At 62.3% G+C, this 22,950-nt stretch carries 17 protein-coding genes; 7 read left to right on the top strand and 10 right to left on the bottom strand.

Annotated features, from left to right (window positions below; all coding sequences use genetic code 11):
• Window positions 1-157: 157 nt before the first annotated feature.
• From JQ641_RS00260 to JQ641_RS00245, 4 genes are all read left to right on the top strand, one after another.
• Window positions 158-1,438, top strand: a complete 1,281-nt coding sequence (locus JQ641_RS00260) for an MFS transporter (protein ID WP_211993683.1) — start codon at window positions 158-160, stop codon at window positions 1,436-1,438.
• Window positions 1,439-1,501: 63 nt separating this feature from the next.
• On the top strand, window positions 1,502-2,278 hold the full coding sequence (locus JQ641_RS00255; RefSeq protein ID WP_211993679.1) for a potassium channel family protein: 777 nt from the start codon (window positions 1,502-1,504) through the stop codon (window positions 2,276-2,278).
• Between the two features lie 314 nt (window positions 2,279-2,592).
• On the top strand, window positions 2,593-4,491 hold the full coding sequence (locus tag JQ641_RS00250; RefSeq protein WP_211993678.1) for an adenylate/guanylate cyclase domain-containing protein: 1,899 nt from the start codon (window positions 2,593-2,595) through the stop codon (window positions 4,489-4,491).
• Complete coding sequence (locus tag JQ641_RS00245) at window positions 4,488-5,780, top strand: ABC transporter substrate-binding protein (protein WP_249150115.1); 1,293 nt, start codon at window positions 4,488-4,490, stop codon at window positions 5,778-5,780. Before JQ641_RS00250 ends, JQ641_RS00245 begins: the two co-directional genes overlap by 4 nt.
• A 51-nt stretch (window positions 5,781-5,831) precedes the next feature.
• Here JQ641_RS00245 and JQ641_RS00240 read toward each other — a convergent pair whose 3' ends face one another.
• The gene (locus JQ641_RS00240) at window positions 5,832-6,851 is read right to left on the bottom strand and encodes an AraC family transcriptional regulator (protein WP_211993671.1); all 1,020 of its coding nucleotides are present in this window, start codon (window positions 6,849-6,851) and stop codon (window positions 5,832-5,834) included.
• A gap of 169 nt (window positions 6,852-7,020) precedes the next feature.
• Here JQ641_RS00240 and JQ641_RS00235 point away from each other — a divergent pair, with 169 nt between their 5' ends.
• The gene (locus JQ641_RS00235; protein WP_211993669.1) at window positions 7,021-8,241 is read left to right on the top strand and encodes an NAD(P)/FAD-dependent oxidoreductase; all 1,221 of its coding nucleotides are present in this window, start codon (window positions 7,021-7,023) and stop codon (window positions 8,239-8,241) included.
• 18 nt (window positions 8,242-8,259) lie between these two features.
• Here JQ641_RS00235 and JQ641_RS00230 read toward each other — a convergent pair whose 3' ends face one another.
• The 9 genes from JQ641_RS00230 to JQ641_RS00190 form a co-directional block, all read right to left on the bottom strand.
• The gene (locus JQ641_RS00230) at window positions 8,260-8,742 is read right to left on the bottom strand and encodes a deoxycytidylate deaminase (protein WP_283813793.1); all 483 of its coding nucleotides are present in this window, start codon (window positions 8,740-8,742) and stop codon (window positions 8,260-8,262) included.
• A 190-nt stretch (window positions 8,743-8,932) separates the two neighbouring features.
• Window positions 8,933-9,847 carry a PaaI family thioesterase gene (locus JQ641_RS00225; RefSeq protein WP_211993665.1) on the bottom strand — a complete coding sequence of 305 codons (915 nt, stop codon included), beginning with the start codon at window positions 9,845-9,847 and terminating at the stop codon, window positions 8,933-8,935.
• Window positions 9,848-9,889: 42 nt separating this feature from the next.
• Window positions 9,890-11,365 carry an amidase gene (locus tag JQ641_RS00220; protein ID WP_211993662.1) on the bottom strand — a complete coding sequence of 492 codons (1,476 nt, stop codon included), beginning with the start codon at window positions 11,363-11,365 and terminating at the stop codon, window positions 9,890-9,892.
• 260 nt (window positions 11,366-11,625) lie between these two features.
• Window positions 11,626-14,766, bottom strand: coding sequence for an efflux RND transporter permease subunit (locus tag JQ641_RS00215; RefSeq protein ID WP_211993660.1), 3,141 nt, complete (start codon window positions 14,764-14,766; stop codon window positions 11,626-11,628).
• A gap of 78 nt (window positions 14,767-14,844) precedes the next feature.
• Entirely contained in the window at window positions 14,845-16,038 is a 1,194-nt protein-coding gene (locus tag JQ641_RS00210; RefSeq protein ID WP_211993653.1) for an efflux RND transporter periplasmic adaptor subunit, read from the bottom strand.
• A gap of 261 nt (window positions 16,039-16,299) precedes the next feature.
• A complete protein-coding gene (locus JQ641_RS00205) occupies window positions 16,300-16,755 on the bottom strand; it encodes a potassium channel family protein (RefSeq protein WP_211993652.1) in 456 nt (151 codons plus the stop codon).
• Complete coding sequence (cax, locus tag JQ641_RS00200) at window positions 16,734-17,951, bottom strand: calcium/proton exchanger (RefSeq protein ID WP_211993651.1); 1,218 nt, start codon at window positions 17,949-17,951, stop codon at window positions 16,734-16,736. The genes JQ641_RS00205 and cax overlap by 22 nt, the downstream gene beginning before the upstream one ends.
• A gap of 288 nt (window positions 17,952-18,239) precedes the next feature.
• Complete coding sequence (locus tag JQ641_RS00195) at window positions 18,240-19,220, bottom strand: Bug family tripartite tricarboxylate transporter substrate binding protein (protein WP_211993650.1); 981 nt, start codon at window positions 19,218-19,220, stop codon at window positions 18,240-18,242.
• 153 nt (window positions 19,221-19,373) lie between these two features.
• Window positions 19,374-20,573, bottom strand: a complete 1,200-nt coding sequence (locus JQ641_RS00190) for an MFS transporter (protein WP_211993649.1) — start codon at window positions 20,571-20,573, stop codon at window positions 19,374-19,376.
• Between the two features lie 374 nt (window positions 20,574-20,947).
• On the opposite strand from JQ641_RS00190, the gene JQ641_RS00185 reads away from it, so the two are divergent.
• On the top strand, window positions 20,948-21,775 hold the full coding sequence (locus JQ641_RS00185) for a hypothetical protein (RefSeq protein ID WP_211993648.1): 828 nt from the start codon (window positions 20,948-20,950) through the stop codon (window positions 21,773-21,775).
• Window positions 21,776-21,929: 154 nt separating this feature from the next.
• Window positions 21,930-22,328 carry a hypothetical protein gene (locus JQ641_RS00180; protein WP_211993645.1) on the top strand — a complete coding sequence of 133 codons (399 nt, stop codon included), beginning with the start codon at window positions 21,930-21,932 and terminating at the stop codon, window positions 22,326-22,328.
• The last annotated feature ends 622 nt before the right edge of the window (window positions 22,329-22,950 follow it).

The raw sequence follows: 22,950 nt of genomic DNA, 5'->3' as shown, positions 1-22,950 counted from the left end.
TCTTATGGGTGGCCTCATTTCACCGCAAGCCCGGCGCGGAGCCGTGGATGACGGCCAACCATCGGCCTGACCTTGAACTGCCTGCCAAGGCCGCATAGGCTCGGTGATTGGAAGCGCCTGCCAGGCAACAAACAACAAGAGGGATACCCCCCAGTCGATGAGCTCCGCGTTGCGGCGCCCTTTTGCCCACCGCCGGGGCCTGATCATCGTCGCGACCTTGGCCATGGCCTATGTCGCCAGTCATTTCTTCCGCGCCGCCAATGTCACCATCGGCCTCGACCTGATGCGCGACCTCGCCATCGGACCGGAAGCGTTGGGCGCGCTGACCGGCGCATTCTTCTTCGGCTTCGCCGCGATGCAGATCCCCTGCGGCCTTCTGTTCGACCATTTCGGCCCGCGGCGCACCGTAGCCAGCATGCTGATCCTCGCCACGACAGGCGCCGCGATCTTTACGCTGGCGCCGAGCTGGCCGGTTCTGCTCACCGGCCGCGTCCTGATGGGCGCCGGCTTCGGCGTCATGCTGATCGGCAGCATGGTGGTGATCTCGCGCTGGTTTCCACCGGATCGTTTTTCCACGCTCACCGCCATGGTGCTGTCGATCGGACTGCTCGGCAATCTCTTCGCCACCACGCCGCTGGCATGGGCCTCGGGGGCCGTCGGCTGGCGCGCCGTGTTCGGCGCCGTCGTCGTCTTCATCGCGCTCGCCACCATCGCCGTGTGGCTGGTGGTGCGCGACGCGCCGCCCGGCCATCCGTTTCTCGACCGTACCCCGGAGCCGCCACGCCAGATGCTGCAAGGCCTGATCGAGGTGCTGGGCAACCCGCGCCTCCGGCCGATCCTGGCGATGAATTTCTGCAACTATGCCTGCACCTTCACCGTTCAGGGCTTGTGGGGTGGTTCGTTCCTGCGCGAGGTGTATGGCATGAGCCCGATCGAGGCCGGCAACGTGCTGCTGGCAGCCGTGATCACCTACCAGCTTGGCATCGTCGCCTTCGGCCCCCTCGACCGCGTGCTCGACACGCGCAAATGGATCGCCATCGGCGGCACCATGGTGACCATATCCATGCTTGCGACGCTGGCGCTCGCTTCCCGCCCGCCCGTCTGGGTGCCCGTCGGCGCCATCGTCGCCATCGGTTTCTTCAGCGCCTCCAGCACCATGGTGATGACGCATGGCCGCGGCATCTTCCCGGACCGGCTGATCGGGCGCGGCATTGCGACCATCAACACCGCCGTGATGCTGGGCGTCGCCTGCATGCAGACCTTGTCGGGCCTCATCGTCGGCGGGTTCGAGCCTCTCGCCGATGGCGCCCGCTCCGAGACCGCCTACCGCGCCCTGTTCGGCGTGCTCACCGTGGTGCTGATCCTGGCCGTTGCGATCTACAGCCGCTCGCGGGACGTCAAGCCCAGCGACGAAATGCGCGCGCGGGCGGCGGCCTGATGTTAGCGGCGTGGCGCCGTTCATAGCTTGCAATGATGCAGGCAAACCTGTGAACATGCGGTCATGACCCTCGGCTCCCTCAAAAGAAGCATTCGCGAGCTTTACGAAGGCGACACGCCAACCGGCGTCCGCTTTCGCTACGCGCTGCTGGCGTTCGATATCGTGACCGTGCTGTTCATCGTCGCGACGTCGTTTCTGCCCTCCAACGAGGTCGTTGAAACGTTCGACATATTGTTCGGCGTGGTGATCCTGGCCGATTTCGCCGCGCGCCTGTTCATTAACCGTCGTCCGTTGCGGGCATTTACCCGCATTTCGACCTGGACCGACCTGATCGCGATCGCCTCGTTCCTTGCCCCGCTGGCGGGAGAAGCCGGCGGATTCTTACGCATCCTGCGCACCCTGCGGCTGCTGCGCGAGGTTCAGATGCTGACCCGGCTGCGCGGCGACAGCTCGTTCTTCCGGCGCAACGAGGAAGTGATCTTTGCCGTCACCAACCTTGCGGTCTTCATTTTCGTGATGACCGCGATCGTCTACGAGACCCAGAAATTTCGCAACGACCAGATCACGAATTACGCCGACGCGCTGTATTTCACCGTCACGGCGCTGACCACGACCGGCTTCGGCGACATCACCCTGCGCGGAACGCTCGGCCGCATGATTACGGTCGTGATCATGATCTTCGGCGTGACGCTGTTCTTCAATCTCGCCCGCGCGCTGCTGTCTCCGAGCAAGGTGCGTTTTCCGTGCCCGTCCTGCGGCCTGCAGCGCCATGACAGCGATGCCGTGCACTGCAAGGCGTGTGGTGTGGTGCTGAATATTCCGGACGAAGGGGCGACGTAGCGAGCCGCGCGGAAATCACGATAATTTCGCACAGTGGTATTTGCCTTAAATGCCTTGCTCTCCGGAGGCGGCGGGCATCAACGCCGGCGCGTTTGAACCTCCGGCCGAAGCGACCGTACGGGACCCGCATACCGTAACCTATTTGGGGTAGACCGCCGCGCAATAGACCTATGCGATAGACAGCAGCGTTGCCAGGGATGATGATGCCACCCGCAAGGTGGCGACAGGCCGGTTGCGTCGGCCATGTACGAATGCCTTTTGCGCCGCAACGTTTGCTCGGCGCGATCCGCGGTGGCCTGGGAGTCGGAACGCTGATGTTCACATTCCGGACCTCCATCACGTTTGCTGTCATGGCATTTGTGGTCGCGCTGACCGTGCTGTTGATCGCCATTCAACTCCGGTCTCTGCGCTTTGCCACCCACGAAGCCGCATCCGCCTACATGGACGCAACCAGCACCAAGGTGCTTGGACGGCTTCGCGGCGAGCTCTCCGCGATTTCATCGCTGGTCAATGTGCTGGCTACCAGTTCAAGCGTGGCCGATTCCGACGAACGCAGCGAGACCGGCCGCGCCATTCCGCTGTTCAAGGCCGCGCTGCAGGAATTGCCGCAGATGGACAGCATCTATGCCGGCTTCGAGAACGGCGCCTGGCTGCAGGTGCGTCGCATCAGCGACCTCAGCGAAGAGCAGCGCGAGCGCCTGCGTGCGCCCTCCAACGCAGACATTGCGATCAGTCTCATTCGCCCCACCGCGGGCGGCGAGCTGCCGCTGCGGCGAATCTTCCAGGACAAGCAAGGCAACGAGGTCGATGAAATCGATCTCTGGAAGTATGGCTACGACGCCCGCAAGCGTTCCTGGTACTGGGCGACGATGCAGGCGGACCGGCCGTATGTTTCCGAACCCTATCTCTCATTCAGCATCGGCGCGCCGGTCATCACCGTCAGCGCGCCGCTGCGCGGCAAGGTGCCGGGCGTGATCGCCGCCGATCTCAAGCTCGATACGTTCAGCGCATTTGTTCAGGCCCAGCGTCCGGGACAGCATGGCACGGTGATGATCTTCGATCAGGCGGGATCGCTGATCGCCCACCCGGAATTTTCGGATCTGGTGACGAACGCAATGACGCACCCGGCCCGATCGTCATTGCCCAGCATCGACGAGCTCAATACGGGAATTGTTGCCTCGGTGATTCGCGGCGCGTACAACAAGGACAATTATGAAGGAACCATCGAGGACGAAACCGAGAAAGGCTTCCTCTTCAGGGTGACGAAGTTCGCACTCGGCGAGCGTTACAGCGGCAACATATTGTTGCTGGCGGCCCAGGATGACTTCGTCCAGAACGTCCGCGAGCTTCAGTTCAATGGGCTGGTTCTCGCGATCGTGGTCGGCGCGGGCTTCATTCCGGTCGTCTGGTTGTTCGGCAGCCAGATGTCCCGTGCCATCCAGCGCATTACCGCGCAGGCTCGCGAGTTGCAGACCCTGGCTGAACCCGAACTCGTGCCGGTGACGTCCTACATCAAGGAAATCCACGCGCTGGGCCGCAACATGAATCTCGCGCAGCGGGCGATATGGTCGTTCGCGCACTTCGTGCCCAAGGAGATCGTTCGCGGGTTGATCGACAATTCCATCTCGACCGAACTCGGCGGCGTAAAGCAGGACATCACGCTGGTGTTTACCGACGTCCAGGGTTTTACCACCATTGCGGAGTCGGCCGATCCTGACGTCCTGATGCGGCAGACGTCGCGGTACTTCTCCGTGATGACAGAGGCGTTTCTCGCCGAAGGGGGCACGGTCGACAAGTTCATCGGCGACGCCGTGATGGTGTTCTGGAATGCTCCCAATCCGCAACCCGACCATGTGGCGCGCGCTTGCCGTGCGGTGCTGGCAGCCAAGGCTGCCGGTGAGCGCCTTAACGCAGAATTCGAGGCCGGCGGATTGCAGCCGTTCATTACAAGGTTCGGCATTCATGTCGGCGAGGCCGTGGTCGGCAATGTCGGATCGACCGAGCGCATGAATTACACCGCGCTCGGCAACAACGTTAATCTGGCGGCGCGTCTCGAGGGTCTAAACAAGCAGACCGGGACAACGGTCCTGGTCAGTGAGGATGTGTACCGGCGGGTTGGTGATCTCTTCACATTCAGGGCGCTCGATGCCGTGGTTGCCAAGGGCATGACTAAGGAAACCCGGATTTTTGAACTTACGGGAGCATCGACATGAACGGAACGCCGATCTCTCGCGGCATCGTGTCGACGCTGCTCATGCTTTGTCTGAATTTCACAGCTTCTACCGTTAACGCCGCTGAAGACACGATCAAGGTCGGCATTCTGCACTCTCTTTCCGGCACCATGGCAATCAGCGAGTCCGTTCTGAAGGACACCGTGCTGATGCTTGTTGCGGACCAAAACAAGAAGGGAGGACTGCTCGGAAAGAAACTGGAGCCTGTCATCGCCGACCCCGAGTCGGACTGGGATGCCTTTGCGGAAAAAGCCGGCGAGTTGCTGACCAGGGACAAGGTCGCGGTGGTATTTGGCGGCTGGACCTCCCTTGCGCGAAAGGCGGCTCTTCCCATCTTCGAGCAAATGAACGGGCTGCTTTACTATCCCGTTCAATACGAAGGTGAAGAGAGCTCCCGCAACATCTTTTATCTGGGCGCAGCACCGAACCAGCAGGCCATTCCCGCTGTTCGGTACCTGATGAGCAAGGAAGGCGGCGACGTTCGCCGATGGGTTCTGCTCGGGACCGATTATCTTTATCCGCGCAAGACCAACCAGATTTTGAGCGCCTATCTTGCGGCCGAGGGCGTGTCCTTGGAGGACATGACGACGATCTATGGCGCGCCGACCCAGTCCGACTGGCGGGAGATCGTCGAACGCGTGAAGGCGTTTGCCGCATCAGGAAGAAAGACCGCGGTGATCTCGACCGTCACCGGGGACTCGAACGTTCATTTGTACGCCGAGTTGGTCAAGCAACAGGTCGACGTCAGCAAGATGCCGTTCATGGCGCTCTCCGTCAGCGAACGTGAGCTGCGCAGCGTGGACCTCGGCAAGTTCGCCGGGCACATGGCCGCGCGAAACTACTTCCAGTCCGTCAAGTCGGCAGAGAACGACGCGTTCATCAAGATGTGGGCGGACTTCAACGAGCAGCGGGACAAGGCCACAAACGATGCGATGGAGGCGACCTTGATCGGCTTTCGGATGTGGGCGCAGGCCGTCAGCCAGGCCGGCACCGCCGACGTCAATGCGGTCCGGCAAGCGATGTACGGCCAGCGCGTCAGGGCGCCGAGCGGTTTTGAGGTTGTGATGAACACCAATCATCTGCTCTCCAAGCCCGCCATGATCGGCAAGCTCGAAGCTTCCGGAAGTTATGACGTGGTCTGGCGGTCAATCAGCCCGATCAAGGCTTCGGTCTGGAGCAGATATCTTCCCGACAGCGCCAGACGGATTGCCGATTGGACCTTTCCCTGGGTTTGCGGCGGGTGCACCGAGCCGACCTTCAAGGATTGGTGACGGGCTGGTCTAGTTTGCGCGATTTTTGCGGGTTTGCCTTAGTGATGAAGTTCATATAGCCGCGTCGGATGGGGGCCGAGTTGGGTTGGCGTCACCGGAACGCCGTTGATGCGATCGGGAGACCGACCGTCGAAATTGCCCCGGTGGAACGCCGAATTCGCGCTTGAATGCGCGATTGAAGGCCGCCTCTGAATCATACCCGACCTCCGACGCCACCTGGAGCACGGCGTCGCGCGTCGTCTGCAGCATCCTTGCGGCCAGCTGCAATCGCCAGCGCGCGAGGTAAGTCAGTGGCGGCTCGCCGAGAAAGCGGGAGAACCTCTCGGTGAGAACCGAGCGCGAGGTCGCGACCTCGGTGGCAAGTTCGTCCAGCGTCCAATGATGCCGGGGCTTGCGGTGCAAAAGCGCCAGCGCGCCGCCGACGACCGCATCCCGCGCGCCCGCAAGCCAGCCGGTCTGCTCCGGCGGCAATGCCTCCATATAGCGGCGAATGGTTTCGATGAAGAGCGCCTCTGCCATCTTGGAGAGGAGCACCGATTGTCCCGGCCGCGCCGATCCGGCCTGGGACACCAGGTGACGAACCGAACTCTCCAGCCATTCGCCGGCCGGGTCGCCGCGAAGATTGACCTTGATCATCAGCGGCAGGCCGGCAAGGAAAAGCCGATCCGCATGCCGCTCGCAGCCGAAATAGCCGCAGACAAATCGGGTCATCTCGCCGCCGCCGCCCAAGCGCATCGTGGTCAGACTACCCACCAGGAACTTGTCGAGCGAAGCTCCGCTGTCGAGGAAGGTCGACGGCGAGCCGTTCGAAACCGTGTGGGCATTACCGTGGGCGATGATCAGGATGTCGCCCGCCGTGACGGCGATGTGCTCTTCACCCGGGAAGCTCACCACCGCTTTCCCATCGGTGACCAGGTGATAGCTGACCAGGCGCTCGGTCCCGGGGGCAAGCACGTGGGCGACGTCCCGCAAATGCGGCACGCTGAAGCCCCAGGGCGCGGTGCACTCCGCGTGATAGAAGATCGCGCCGGTCATGCGCACCGACGCAAGGGCTTCCGATAAGGCATCCATTTGCTTGCTCCGGCCGAGGACGGAACCTTCACTGCCAAGCAAAGAAGCACGGATTTCCGGCAAAGTTTGGAATTTGAAGCTCTGTAATCTTGAACCCCTTAAAGGTCAGCGTCGCTGCCAGTTAGCCATGCGGCAAACGGCCCGCGCGCAAGCACTGAGGGAGATTTCGATGGGCAAGGCATTCGATGTGATCGTCGTGGGTGCGCGCTGCGCCGGTTCCCCAACCGCGATGCTGCTGGCCCGCAAAGGCTACCGGGTGCTCGCGGTCGACCGTGCATCATTCCCGAGCGACACCGTCTCAACGCATATTCTGCACCCTCTTGGGGTGGCTGCCGTCTCGCGATGGGGGCTGCTCGACCGCCTCATGGCGACCGGATGTCCTCCGATCCACACCTACGCCTTCGACTTCGGCCCGTTCACGATTGCCGGCGCACCGGGCACCGACCAGCATCCTCTCGCCTATTGTCCGCGGCGGACGATCCTCGACCAGCTGCTGGTCGATGCCGCGGCCGAATCCGGCGCGGAGATCCGTCAGGGCTTCACGGTCGAGGAGATCATGATCGAAGGCGGGCGTGCGGTCGGCATCAAGGGGCGATCAAAGCAGGGCGGGTCCATCACGGAGCACGCCGTCATCATCGTCGGGGCCGACGGCCGGCATTCGATGGTGAGTGAGGCGGTTCAGCCGGAGCAGTACCGCGAGAAGCCGCCCTTGCTGGCGGGTTACTACAGCTATTGGAGCGGGTTGCCGATGGACGGCCGGCTTGAGATCTATAGCCGCGATCTGCGCGCGTTCGCGGCGGTGCCGACCCACGACGATCTGACGCTTGTGATCGCCGGATGGCCTTACGCGGAGTTTGCCAGGAACAAGCAGGACATCGAGGGAAGCTACCTGAAGACGATCGATCTCGCGCCGGCCTTTGCCCAGCGCTTGCGCAGCGCGAAGCGCGAGGCGCCATTTGCCGGCGCGGCGGTGCCGAACTATTTTCGCAAGCCCTACGGTCCCGGTTGGGCCCTCGTGGGCGACGCCGGCTACAACAGGGATTTCATTACCGCTCAAGGCATTCTCGATGCGTTCCGCGACGCTGAACTCTGCGCGAGGGCGCTCGACCAGTCGTTCTCGGGCGCGCGGCCATTCGAGGATGCCATGGGTGAATATCAGCGTACCCGGGACGCGCAAGTCGGGGCGATGTACGACTTCACCTGCGAACTCGCAACGCTGGAACCTCCGCCGCCCGAGCTGCAACAGCTGCTCGGGGCAGTTCACGGCAACCAGGCGGCCATGGACGGATTTGCGCGCCTGAACGCCGGCACGATATCGCCGACCGAATTTTTTGCACCCGACAATGTCGACGCGATCTTCGCCGCAGCGGCTTCAAGGGCTACGGGTTAGTGGGCTTTGCCTTACGCCTCACTCTTCGGTGGCGTCGGGTAGTTCGGCGAGCCGGGGAATCAGCCGAACCTCGATGTTGGCTTCGTTCAGCATCTGGCCGGAGATGGAAAAGTCCTCGGCCCAGTTCGAGTTCGGCCGGTCGGGTGCGTAGGCGACGAGCGCCGTGATGCCGCATTGGATGATGGCCTTGGTGCACTCCACGCAGGGAAACCAGGGAACGTAGATGGTGCAGCCCTTGAGTGCGACGCCAATGCGAGCCGCATTGAAGATCGCATTCTGTTCGGCGTGGCAGCTCCAGATATATTTGGCGCCGGTGATGCGGGAATGGCGCTCCTCGAGATCATCGCGAACGCCGCGCGGCAGTCCGTTGAAGCCGGTGGAGCGGATTTCATGATCCGGCCCGACGATCACGGCGCCGACGCGCCGCCCTTTCTCGATACTCCAGGAGGCAAGATGATGCGCCAGGAGCATAAATCGCTCATCCCATTTTGGATCCAGCAATACCGTTCCCTCAAAAATCAGTGCGCTCTATGCGCCAATGTTCCACCATCAACCATGGCGAGACAACAGCGAGAGCATCAACATCCCGTTAATGCCCGTGTGGCCGCGGTCGGCACCTGACAGATTTAAGCCCGGCGGTAGCCGCTTGTCGATGACTGCTTGGATCGTAAGCTTAACGGTTAGGATACGCCTATTCCTCGTCCGCGCCCGGCGCTGGCCTCAGCATGAAATGACCGAACGCCGAGGCGATCGGTTTGGTCCGGTCGTCCTGCCAGGCCTGCGCCTCGAAGGCGACGACGCGGCGGCCCTGCTTGACGATCGAGACGTTGGCGAAGGTGTCCAGCGCGCGGCCGGAGCGCAGATAGTTGATCGTCAGCCCGATCGGTTTCGGCAGCGACACGCCGAGTTCGCGCGTCACGCCGACGATGGCGGTGGTTTCGAGAAAGGCGCCGGTCATGCCGCCATGGATCGCGGGCAGGATCGGATTGCCGATGATCGTTGGTGAGAACGGCATCACCAGCGTGCCGTCCTCGCTGACGCGGATGCCGAGCGCGCGCGCGAACGGGCTTTGGGCGAAGGGGCCGGCCGGATCTTCCGGCGCTTCAAGCGTCGGCAGAGCGAGATCCTCCCTCGAGCGGCCCTTGAGCATGTTGGTGCGGTTGGCGCCGACCATGAAGCAGGCCGTCGCGGTGGCGACCGGATCGTCCTCGGTCTCCTGATAGGCGGTCGCGCGCACGAAGGCGATCGAGCGGGTGACGCGGTAGCAGATCGCATGCGCCCTGATGTCGAGGCCGGGCGTTGCCGGCTTCAAATAGTCGATGCGCAGGTCGAGGGTTGCGATCGCGCGGGTGCCGTCGAGCGCGAGCTGGACCGCCATGCCGCAGCTCTCGTCGAGCATCGCGGTGACGACGCCGCCGTGAAGCACGCCGGTCCCGGTGTCGCCGACGAAAACGGGGCGGTAGGGCAGGCTCGACCAGGCTTCGCCAGGGGCGGCACGGTCGAGCTGAAGTCCGCTGATGTGCCCATAGACGGAGCGGTGGCTCTTGATGGCGTCGGCCAGTTCGTCAAACGGCAGCGGCGTGTCGACTTTTGATGCTTCGGACATACGGACGTTCTAGCCCATATTGATGGATGAGCCAAAGACGGCTCAGCCGTTCGTCGCGTGCACGCCGGGCTTCCGTCCCGAGTTCCATTGGCCGCCGAGCGCGCGCTCGATCTGCGCCGCCAGCTGCAGCAGCAGCCCGTCATTGGCCTGCCTGGCCTGGGCCTGAATGCCCAGCGGCAAGCCGTGCTCATGCTGTGCCATCGGCAGCGAGATCGCGGGAATCCCGCACAGATTGGCCAGCGGCGTGAACGCAAAATTGCGCCACAGATTGCCGAACCAGTCCAGCACCGACGGATTGTCGGAGATGGTCAGATATTCCGTGGTGCCGACCTTCGGCGTCGGCAGCGCAGTGATCGGCGTCAGGATGATGTCCCAATCCTCGAAGAATGCGCCGAAGCCGCGCGAGGTCGTGTTGAAAACGGCCTGCATGCGCGCCCGCTCGGCATATGTCGTGTGCCGGCCGGCTTCCCAGATCCGGATGTTGACCGGTTCGATCAGATCCGCCGGTGGCTTTTCGAGCCCGCGGGCGGCGAGCATGTTGCTGATGACCACCGCAAAATTGCTGATGTAGCAGGTGGTCTGGGCCTCGAAGGCGGCGCGATAGTCGACCGCGGGCAACGCGTAATCGACGTGATGGCCCAGGCCTTCGAGGAATTGTCCGGCTTTTTTCAGCTCGGACGCGATCTGCGGTGTCGCCTGGTAGTCACCCCATTGGTGCGAGAGCGCGATCTTGAGCCGACCCGGATCGCGCTTGATCATGTCCTGGTACGGCTCCGGCGCGGTCCAGAACGGCATCAACTCGCCGGGCGCGGGACCGCGGCAGGCGTCGACGAAGGCGGCGGTATCGCGCACGGTGCGCGACTGGCAGCCCTGGATCGACACCAGCCCCGACAAGTCCGAAAGGTGCGGCGCCAGCGAGAACACGCCGCGTGAAACCTTCAGACCGATGTTGCCGTTGACGCCGGCCGGGATGCGGATCGAACCGCCGCCATCGGTGGCATGCGCGATCGGCACCGCGCCCGCCGCGACCATCGCGGCGCTGCCGGCCGACGATCCGCAGGTGGTGTAGTCGGTATTCCAGGGGTTGCGCGTGACGTAGACGGCGGGATTATCCGCCGAACTGCAAACGCCAAACTCCGGCGTGGTGGTCCGTCCGATCAAATTGAGCCCGGCCTGGCGCATCTTCGACGTCAGGAACGTGTCTGACGTGGCGCGGTTGCCGCGCATCAGCAGCGAGCCCATTTCCTGCAGACGCCCCTGCATGGTCGGGCCGAGATCCTTCATCAGGAACGGCAGGCCGGCGAATGGCCCCGCAAGATTGGCGCCGGCCCTGGCGGGATCGTCGATCGCGTCTTCAAATACCTCGACCACGGCAGACAGCGCCGGGTCGACTTTTGCGATGGCTGCGGCTGCCTGGCTTGCCAATTCCTGCGCCGTCAGTTCGCCCTTCCTGACGCGCTCCGCCAGCGCCACGCCGTCGTGCTGCGCCCATTCGTTCCAGTTCATCGGCAAAGTCATGCGGTCTATTTCCTTACGCGCGGCGAGATTAGGTCGAGTAGTAGCGGCGAAGGGACTGCGCTCCCTCTCCCGCTTGCGGGGGAGGGCTGGGGTGGGGGTCTATCCACTCGACGCGCTCCCCAAGTGGATGGACCCCCACCCGCCGCGCTTCGCGCGTCGACCTCCCCCGCAAGCGGGAGAGGTGCAGCGAGTTCGCGGCCAGACCGATTCAATCAAAAGTCATCCTGCTTTAGATTTCTGCAACGAGATGCGTTCGCCTGTCAGTGGGGCGCCGATTCATGCGCCAATCCGGTTTCCTGTATCGTCGGCATCCACAGCCGTGCCAGCACCGGGATCACCAGCAGGCTGCAGATCGGGGACAACAACATTCCGCCGACGATGACGCAAGCCAGCGGCTGCTGAACCTGCGAGCCGATCCCGGTCGAGATCGCTGCCGGAACCAGGCCGATAGAGGCCGACAACCCGGTCATGAAGATTTGCCGCATCCTTGTTTCGGCCGCGCTGATGATCGCGTCCTCGGTTCCCATGCCTTCGTCGATTTCGCGCCGGATATAGGACATCAGGAGAATGCCATCCATGGCGGAGACGCCGAACAGCGAGATGAATCCGACCGCGGCCGAGACGCTGAAATTCAGGCCGCCAATGTAAAGTCCCAAAATGCCGCCGGCCACCGCAAAGGGGATGCCCGACAAGGCCAGCAGACTGTCGCGAATGGAATTGAACAGGCTGTACAGCAGCATCAGGATCAACAGCAGGCTGAGCGGCACGATCAGCGCGAGCCGCTTCTTGGCGTCGACCAGCGCGCCGTATTCGCCGGACCATTCCATCGAGTAGCCCTGCGGAAGCGGGACTTTCTTTCCGACCCGGTCCTGCGCCTCGACCACGGTCGAGCCGAGATCGCGGTCGCGAACGCTGTACTTCAGCGGGATGAAGCGCTGGCTGTTCTCGCGGTAGATATAGGCCGCGCCACTGACGAGCTTGACCTCGCCGAGATCCCCTAACCGGATATAGGCGGTCGGCGTCTTCGGATCCGAGTTCGGCAGCGCCACCGGGATCGCGCGGATGGCATCGACGTCCCTGCGGAATTCGGGCGCCAGGCGCACCGTCAGCGCGAAGATCATCTCGCCTTCATAGACTTTGGAAACTTCCTGGCCGCCGATCGCGGCCTGGACCACGGAATTGATGTCGCTGATCGAGAAGCCGTAGCGCGCGGCCTTGGCGCGATCGATCTGGACGACCAGGTTGGGTTGTCCGAGCAGATTGAAACTGGCGGGGTCGGCGACGCCGCGCACGCCGGAGAGTTCTGATTTCACCGATTTGGACAGCCGCTCCAGCTCGTTGAGATCCTTGCCGAAGATCTTGATCGAGTTCTCGCCTTTCACGCCGGAAACGGCTTCCTCGATATTGTCCTGGATGTATTGCGAGAAGTTGAAATCGATGCCGACGAATTCGCGGTTGAGCTTCTCGCTCATCTGCTTGACCATCTGCTCCTTGGTCAGCCCCGCCGGCCAGGTGTCGGCCGGCTTGAGCGGGACAAAGAACTCCGCGAGGAACGATCCATCGGGATCGGTGCCTTCCTCGCCGCGGCCCTGTTCGGAAAACACGGTCTGGACCGGCGGATAGCTCGATATGATGGCGCGGATCTTGGTCACCGTTTCCATGCCCGCTTCGAGCGTGATGGTCGGCGGCATCACGGCGCGGATCCAGAGATTGCCTTCCTCCAGCTTGGGCAGGAATTCGGTGCCGAGCCGGAAGCTCAAACTGAGGCACAGCGCGAGAAACACCGCGGCGATCACAGCGGACCTTCGATAGTTGCGGACCGCGGGCACCAGAATGGCCTGGTAGACGCGGCGGATGTGACGGACCACGAAGGTCTCGACTTCCCGGACATGGGACGGCAGCAGGATCGAGGCCAGCACCGGCGTCACGGTGAAGGTGGCGATGACCGCGCCGAGCAGCGCATACGCATAGGTGCGCGCCATCGGCCCGAAGATCTGGCCTTCGACGCCCTGCATCGTGAACAACGGCAGGAAGGCCGCGATCGTGATGATCACCGAGAAGAAGATCGCCTTGTCGACCTCGATGGCGCCGGTCAGGATCCGGTGCAGCTTGTCGCTGAGCCGCGCCCGCTTGTCCGGGGCCACCCCCGGCGTGTGGTGGGCGATATGGCGGAAGATGTTCTCCACCATGATCACGGTGCCGTCGACGATAATGCCGAGGTCGATGGCGCCGACCGACAACAAATTGGCGGACTCGCCGCGCATCACCGTGATCATGACGGCCAGGAACAGCGCCACCGGAATGTTCGCCGCGACGATGACCGCGCAGCGCAGGTCGCCGAGAAACACCCACTGGATCAGAAAGATCAGCGCGATCCCGAACAACAGGTTATGCAGCACGGTCTGCACCGTGATCGCAACGAGATCGCCGCGATCATAGAACGGCACGATCTTGACGCCCGACGGCAGCGATCCGTCGGTGTTGATCTTCTCCACCGCCGCGCGCACGCGCTTGACCACGTCCATGGTGCGTTCGAGCTTCTGCATCAGCACGATGCCGGTCACGACGTCGGTCTTGTCGTCGCGGCCGGCGAGGCCGAGCCGGGGCGCGAAACCGATCTGGACCTTGGCGACGTCGGATACCAGCACCGGGACGCCGCCCTGCTGGGTCAGCACGATGTTGCCGATATCGTCCATCGAACTGATGACGCCGATGCTGCGGACATTGACCGACTGTTCGCCGATCGAGATGGTGCGGCCGCCGACATTGGAATTGCTGCCCGAGATCGCCGTCATGATCTGCGGCAGCGTCAGCCCATAGGCCATCATGCGGTCGAGGTTGATCTCGGCCTGGAATTCCTTGGTCTTTCCGCCGAGCACCGCGACGTCGGCAACGCCGGGCACGATGCGCAGCTTGCGCTCGACCACCCAGTCCTGCAGCGCCTTGAGCTTCATCACGTCCATGCCGGGCGGACCGACCAGCTCGTAGCGGAAGATCTCGCTGATGCCGCCGGCGGGCGAGATCACCGGCAGCACGCCGGCCGGCAGCACCGCATCCTTCAGCCGGTTGAGGGTCTGCTGGCGCACGAAATGATAGTCGCGGCCGTATTCGAACTGCAGGCGGACGAAACCGAGCCCGTAGACGGTGTTGGAGCGGATGAACTTTAACCCCGGCGTCGAGGCGACCGCGATCTCGATCGGGATCGTGATGTAGCGCTCGACTTCCTCCGGCGACTGGCCCGCCTGCTGGGCGATGATCTCGACGATCGGCGGCGCCGGGTCGGGATAGGCCTCGATGTTCAGCATCAGGAAGGTGACGTAGCCGAGACCGAGAAAGGCCGCGAACGCGACCATCACCAAGAGCCGCCGCGACAGGCAAAACGCAATCAGACTACGCAGCATCCGTGGCCCCGGACTCTTTATTTGACGCGTTTTCTTGACGCGAACCGGTATCCACTTCGCTTGAAAACGCTATCAGAATCATTGACGCCACTCGTTGTCGACGAAGATCGCGCCGCGCGCGAGCACTTTTTCGCCGGCCTCGAGGCCGCTGCGAATTTGCGTCAAGCCGTCCTGCTGGATTCCGATCTCGACCGGACGGCGCTTGAAGAGCAGCGGTTCGGTCTCGACCCAGACGGTGGCCGTATCGCCCTCTCGGATCACAGCGTCGGTCGGCACCGCGGGATTCCGCGATGTTTCGCCGATGCTGATCTTGAACATCGCGAACATCTCGGATTTGAGCGCATGATCCGCATTCTCGATCTCGGACCGGACCACGACACGGCGCGTCGTCAGGTCCGACGTCGCGTTGATGGCGTTGATGCGGGCCTTGAAGACCCGGTTCGGCACGGCGGAAACCCTGGCCTCGATCTCCTGGCCGATCCGCACCTGCGCGATATCCTGCTCGAAGATCTGCGCCTTCAGCCACACCGTCGAAAGGTCGGCGATCGTGTACAGCGCCTCGCCGGAATCGGCTTTGACATATTGCCCCGGTCCGACCTTGCGCGCGACGACGGTGCCATCGATCGGCGCGGTGATCGTGGTCACGCGGCTCAGCATGCTGTCCTGCTCGAGTTTGGAAATTTCCGCATCGGTCCGGCCCAAAATCCGCAGGCGGACGCGGGCGGCCTCGAACGCCGTCTCCGCCGACCGCAGGTCATGTTCGGCGGCGGCAAGCTGCGCTTCGGCCTGCTGCAGGTCCTTGGACGGCGCAGCCTTGCCTTCATGGAGGTCGCGAACGCGCTTCTCGGCGATAACAGCCAGATTGTGCTGGGAGCCTGCCTTGCGTCTTGCGGCCTGGGCGGCGATGAAGTCGTTCTGCGGGACCAGTTGCTCGGGGCTGTCGATTTCCAGCAGCGGATCGCCCTTCTTGACCCGATCGCCGAGCTTGGCAACCAGACGGGTCACCCGGCCGGAGAACGGCGTCAGGACGATCGTGGAGGCATCTTCATTGTACCCGATCTGGCCGATCGCTGATCTTTGCGGGCGAAACGCAAACGTCTCAACCTTCGCGACCTCCAGCTGATGCATTTGATCAGGGACGACCCGGACAAAGTCCGCCCCCTTCATGGTGCCTTCGGCCACGGCCGACGATGTCACGGCGGACGATGTCATCAACGACACGCCGAACAGGGCAATCAGCCAGGAAAAATGCGTTTTCGCCGTAATTGACATGCCCCGGACGATACTTCAGCCGCGCGACCCAAAACAAAAGAAATGTGGGCCGCCACAGCCCGGCTCCCGCCGCGCCTTACGCGCTCGCCGGTCAAGAAGCCCTCAACCCGGCGATTTAGTCCCCGGGAGACCAAAGCATGCCGCTCGGGCCGCAGCTAGGGGCTGTAAGCTTCAAATCACCGGAAAGGCCGCATTGGGTGCCAGATCGCCGCGAGAAATGCCGCCGCGTCATTCCCCGGAGGTGTATTGCCGCAAAACCAATTACTCCGGAGGCGCACCTTTCTTGCGCATGCCGTTTTCGGCTTGGCTCGTCATTGCAACCCGGAGCACCGCAAAAATCACGGCGGTCGACCAGCCGAACAGCAGCACGCCGTTCATAGCCGTCATTGGCCCGAGTAACTGCCAGCGTTCAACCGGCGTCACGTCGCCGTAACCGAGCGTGGTATAATTTACGAAGGCAAAATAGATGAGATCAGCGCCAGGCGGTGCCGCCCCAACGATCCTGTAGGCCAATGCCCAAACGGCTACTTCAGCGATATGCGCGACCATCAAGACCGATACGGTCGCAATCATGACGCCGACCAGTCGAAGTGATTGGTGCGACGTGGCGCGCTCTTCCGCGATGCGCGCCACCCACAGGACGACGGCCATCACAATTGCGTGGATCGCGATGTTGCCCGCGCTGACCGCTATGCTTACGAGAAATTGGCGCAGCATAAGGATCGCTCCGGCGCGGTGGCGTCAAGTGACGTGAACTTGCCCTCATCATGCGCGCGCTGAATTGCCCGTTCAGTTGTCTTGTGCGGTGTTGCGCCTTCGCTGGCTGATTTGGGCGGCAACAGGTAAAGCGTCATGGCGAAAATCAGGTACACCATCAATACCAGCACGCCGATGAACCATGCCGAGCGCCCGCTGTTGGTCACCAGCGAAGCGGTCATGGCGGCGATCAGCATCATGACGACGGCGCCCGGCCAGAACTGAAGGGTCATCGGCGCCGGGCCTATGACATAACTGAGCAGGACCAGCACCGGGGCGACGAACAGCGCGATCTGGGATGCGCTTCCCAGCGCGATGCCCACGCTCAGGTCCAGCCGGTTCTTGCGGGCGGCGGAAAACGCCGAAGCCATTTCCGCCGCACCACCCACCAGCGCCACGACGATAAAACCCACGAATGCGGGGGTCATCCCGAAGGCGACCGCGGCGTGTTGCACCGACTCGACGAACACTTCGCTGACCAGTGCGACCAGCACCGTGACGCCTGCCAGTGTGGCCAGCGCCAGGCCCAACGGCCATGGCGCCTCGCCCGCCTCCGCATGTTCCGCGCCGGCAAAAAATTCGCGATGGGTCTTGAGTGAGAACAACAGGCCCAATCCGTAGGCGGCAATGAGCAGCACTGACAGGCCGACGCTCAGCGTCGCGGTGTACGCCGAGCCCGCCACGGAATCGGCTTCCGTGACTGCCGACGGAATCAGGATCGCGACCGTGGCCAAAAACAGCAGGCCCGCTTGCAGCCGGGCGCTGGCCCTGTTGTATTCCTGCACGCGGTGCTTGAGCCCGCCGAGCAGAAACGACGCGCCCAGCATGAACAGCGTGTTGGTGACGATCGCCCCGGCGATGGATGCCTTCACCAGCATATACTGCCCCGCATGCAACGCGGTCAGCGCGATGACAAGCTCGGTCAGGTTTCCGAGCGTGGCGTTGAGCAGGCCGCCGACGGTATCGCCGGTCTTGGCCGCCACGGATTCGGTGGCGTGGCTGAGCAGCGCTGCCAACGGCACGACCGCCATGACGGAGAGCACAAACAGCAGCGTGTGAGCTTCCGGCTTCAGCTTCTGGGCGGCGAACAACACGGGCACAAAGGCCAGCAACCAGAGCAGGGGATTGTGGCGGATCTCCTTGAGCAAGGGATTCATGGCGTCCCCTCCATGCTTTCGAGGCGTTACGCTCGCAAGCCTGGCTTAACTTCTACGGGAGTTAGCCGGCTGTCCATGCGAAATCGGGCTGGTGGACTTGCCCGAGAGAGGTAGATCAGCGTGCATCCGGGTCGCTCTCGGGAGGGCCAGGAGTGGAAAAATCAGTTGCGCATAACCTTTGATTTTTGAAGGCATTTCAATGTAGTTGGGGTGGTCTAGACCCCTTTGCAATTCTTTCCGGCCGTGCTTTCCGATCAGGATATCGGTAGGCCGAAGTGCGACGCCGCCTCAATTGCCGAGCGTGATGTTGGCTTCCCGAATGATCCCTGCGAATTTGTCCGATTCGGAAGCGACGAAGGCGCGCAGCTCGGCATCAGTCATGCTGCGGGACACGATGCCCTGGATCGCCAGTTTCTCCTTGATGTCGGCCCGTTGCATGATCTGCGGCATCACCTCGGCGAGACGGGCGAGGATCGGCGGCGACGAACTGGCGGGCGCGAACATCGCAAACCAGTTGAGGAGCTCGTAGCCGGCCAGTCCCGGCGCGTCGCTGAGCGGCGCGACATCGGGCAGTTGCGGCATGCGCTCGCGCGAGGTGACGGCGACCGCGCGGATCTTGCCGGCCTGGATCAGCGGCAGCGCGGCGGCGAGACTGGAGAAGCTCATGGTGACGGCGCCGACCGCGACGTCGGTCACCGCCGGCGCCGAGCCGCGATAGGGGATGTGCTGGACATCGGTGCCGGCCATCTTGTTCATCAATTCACCGGCGAGATGCTGGGGATTTCCGACGCCCGAGGACGAATAGCTCAGCTTGCCCTTGTTGGCCTTGGCGTAGGCGATCAGGTCTGCCGGCGTCCGCACCGGCGAGGCGTCGGCCACGACGACCACACAGGGCACTATCCCGGCGAGCGCGATCGGCACCAGCTCGGTCTCGGGCTGATAGGTCATCTTTTCCTTGTAGAGATGTTTGTTGACCGCGATCTCGCCCGAAGCCGCCATCAGCAGCGTGTGGCCGTCATTGCCCGCCTTGGCGACCGCCTGGGCCGCGATCATCGCGGCCGCGCCAGCGCGGTTCTCGACGATCGCGGGCTGCCCCAACACCTCCCGCATCGGATCGACCACGAGCCGCGCCACAAGATCGACGCCGCCGCCGGCCGGATAGCCGACGAGAATGCGCATGGTGTGATCGGGATAGGTCGACTGCGCCCATGTCGAGCGGGCGCCGGTGAGGGCGGCTGCGGTGGCGATGAACAAACGCCGTGAGATCATTGTCATGCCTCCCAATGGCTCGCTCTTATAGGCGATTTTCACGCGGGTAGGGCGGATTAGCGATAGCGTAATCCGCCATCCGAACCGAAGACAAAACGGCGGATTACGCCTTCGGCTCAATCCGCCCTACGGCCCTTCGTTCACCCCCTCAACCTAGCTCTGCTCCAGACTCCGCTTCTCCGTCGGCGTGACTGCAAACATGGCCCCGATGATGACGAGAACGACTGATGCCGAGATAATGGCAACGGCCGGACTGGTGAGGTCGGCGAGCAGGCCTAACCCCGGCGGCCCGAGAACATAGCCCGCGTCCGCCGTCATCCGATAGGCGCTCATTGCCGAAGCGTTCATTCCGGCTGGCGCTGAATCGGCGGCGTAGGCTGCCGGCGCGGAACTGCTGATGGAGGTTGAAACACTCCAGACGACGGAAGCGGCGATAAACCACGCGTACGAAGGCGCATAGCAGAACAGCACCATCGACAACCCCGTCAGCACGGTTGACGGGACAATGACCGCCTTGCGGCCGACGAGGTCGGCGAGCGCGCCGGCTGGATAGGCGGCGGCAAAGCCGCATACGCCGGACACCATCATCGCGAAGCCGATCTCGGCGACCGAAAGGCCCAGCGTGGCTGTCGCAAGCAGCGGGATCAGTGCAAACAACCCGCCCGTGCGAACGACCGCGTTCATCAGCGAAATCAGGCTGACCAGCAGAAAGCCCCGATGAGACAACAGCCGCAGCATCTGCCGGACGAAGGGGATCTCAGCTGCCTTGCCGGAGGCTGTCGCGCTCGTTCTGGTGGATCGGGTCTCGCTGACCAGAAACCACGCAATCGCCGTCGTCAGAACACTCGCCACGCCCGTCATCCAAAATGGCGCGGCCAGGCCGTAGGCGCCAGCGAGCAATCCACCGGGGAAAGGGCCGATGCCGAAACCAAAGAGAAACGCAGCCTGATACGTCGCGATGTTTCGCCCGCGCCGGTCGGGCGAACTAATGTCGGCGAGGACGATCTGGCCAACCGTCAGAATGATGCCCGCACCGGCACCTGCAACAATTCGCGCCAGGTTGAATTCGACGAAACTATGCGCGCCGGCGCACCAGAAGCTTCCGACCGCCGAAATGATGCCGCCGATGGCGAGCACGGGCCGTCGGCCCCAGCGGTCAGCAAATTGTCCTCCCGGCAACACCGCCAAAAACCGCGCGAGACCATAGACGGCGACGGCAATGCCGATGGCTGAAGCCGAGACACCGAATGAGTTCGCATACAGCGGCAGTGACGGCACCATCGCGCCGAAGCCAAGCTGGTTCACACCAACGAGAAGGCACATCCAAAGCAGGACCCGACGCTCGCTTGTCAAGCTTTTGCATCCGATCGCTGTGGCGTTGGCTCGGGGGTTACCATGGCAAACAAGAGTAGCTGCTGTGACGGCTCGCATCAATCTGGCAAGTTCCTGCAGCTGTATGCCTGAGCGTCAGCCACCAGCTTCTCCTGACGGCAGCGGCAAGTATCTGCTGATATTCAGCGCGTCGGGCGGATTAGCGACAGCGTAATCCGCCGTCCGAACTCTCCACACCTTGATGCGGATAGGAGGTCCTACGGACCTTCTTCACTTGCGCCGCAACCCCTTCCGAGTCATGTGTTGAGTGGCCGGGCGACCTATTCACTGTCCCTTAACGATGCCATCAAGCGACGTTGTGCTTCTTATTCGGTATATCGATCATCTTTGCGGTCATGACGACGATTGAATTTCCCATTCAGATCATAACGCCGAACAGGATATACGATCCCGTTGGCAAATGTATCTATTGCCCCGACCCGAAAGGCAAACTTACAGACGAGCACGTTGTACCGTTCGGCCTGGCTGCAGATAGCGTCGTGTTGCCCTTATCGAGTTGTCAGAAATGCGCGAAAATCACAGGCAAGATAGAGCAGCATTGTTTGCGCGGCATGTTTGGAAATTTTCGGATCGCAATCGGGGCGCCTACTCGCAGACCGAAGGAGCGCCCTAAAACCATCTCGGTGCGAGCGGGCCGCCTGAGTGACGACCGGTCGCGCGTTGATGACATCAAGACACTTGAGATCGATCCTACCGACATCATAATGCTTCCGTCGTTCACGTTTCCCGCGGCCGGAATTTTGGAGGGCCGAGACCCGGCAGCTGATATTGAATACCGTGTAAACATCCATCGAATGGACGACCGAGCTATTGAATTCTGTCGCCAGCACGGCGCGATCGAATCTACTTTGATAAATCCAATGGCCTTTCTCAGGATGGCAGCAAAAATAGCCCATTCCTACGCAGTTGCTGAACTGGGGTTAGGAAGTTTTCGGCCCTTCCTTCTCGACTTAATCTTGTGCCGCACGCAAGAATTGAATGTTGGACTTCGTTGGATAGGCTGCGAACCGGCCGCCCCGCCTCCTGCCGCAGATTTATTCTCACTCAGCTACAACAAGTTCATCCTCGCAAGCGGTGAAAGATTTGTGATCGTTCATCTGCGTCTATTCCCGTTTTTCAATACGCCGCTCTATCATGTCGTTGTCGGCGAGTGGCAGGACTGACCGCAGCAATTCGGCTTCGCTCAGCGCGTGGTCGGCTCCGGACCTATCCATCGGCTACCGCCCGCGTGGCACGATCCGTTTGCGAATGATGCGGATCATGGAGCAGCATATCGACTAGAAGCGAGCACGAAAGCTCAACGACGGGCGGTCCAGTATGCACAAGGCATTCCTAGTATTGTTACTGTTGGTCGCTACTGCCGGTGGGGCGCCGCCGCCTGCATTTGCTCAAAAATGCTCTGTCTCCGATTTTGCGATTGAGGGGTTTGCGCCAAAGGTTTTTGACGACTGCAAGCAGTCGTCCTGCCCCGTTCTGAAGCTAACCGGAAAATTGAAAAACAATTGCGCCGTTGCCGCTGGTGCTCAAATCAAGATTACCGCAGAGGACGGAAAGGGAAACGTCGTTGATACTACCGACGGCTGGCCTGCAAGTACACGTAACATCGGCCCAGGTGCGACCTACGCGTTCGATTTGGGTCCGTTGATGACCTATCGGAAAGCTATGAAAAAATTCAACGTCGAGGTAATTGACGTGAAGACATGGACGGCAAGATAGCGCGTGTAAGGCTGTACTAGCGACAGTGTAGTCCGCCGTCCGAACCGAAGACAAAGGGGCGCATTACGCCTTCTGCCTTCGCTCCTTGAGCTCGGGCGGACAAGTCCGCTGACCAGCCCCCACTGGGCTGCTTCGTCCGCCTCCCAAATAGTTTCCGATTTACGGAAATTGCGCTTGACAGATTCGCCAAATCAGAATATATCGGTTTCGTCTCATCCCTTCACGAGGGGCGTATCGCGATCGTCACGGACGTGGGGTGGGCTGCGGTGGACGCCGATGTTGCGCTTGACGGGCGCAGCGGAGGCGTACGGCGAAAGCGTGTGGTCCTGGCGCCCGTAACGGCGTCAAGTCTTGCGGAGCGATCTGCGAGGCGACGGTGGCAATAGAGGCCGTCTCACCGGGGAGAGCGCGTTATAAGCCGTAAAGCCATTGCGCAGGGAATGTCGGATGTTCTCCGCTGCCCTGTATGCTCGTGTGCAGTGTTCTTTGCACTATTCGCACATGAGACCGCGGGTGCAGCGCGCATCCGGCATTCCCTGCTCCCTTGTTTTGGGAGAAACAGCATCAACCACTCGGGCGCTTTGCGTCGCGAGATCGCGAAATCGTATCTGGAATTTGGGCG

Source organism: Bradyrhizobium sp. JYMT SZCCT0180 (assembly GCF_018130165.1).
Lineage (GTDB): Bacteria > Pseudomonadota > Alphaproteobacteria > Rhizobiales > Xanthobacteraceae > Bradyrhizobium.
The sequence above is the reverse complement of the archived record's forward strand: the minus strand, read 5'-3'. Positions and strand labels throughout refer to the sequence as shown.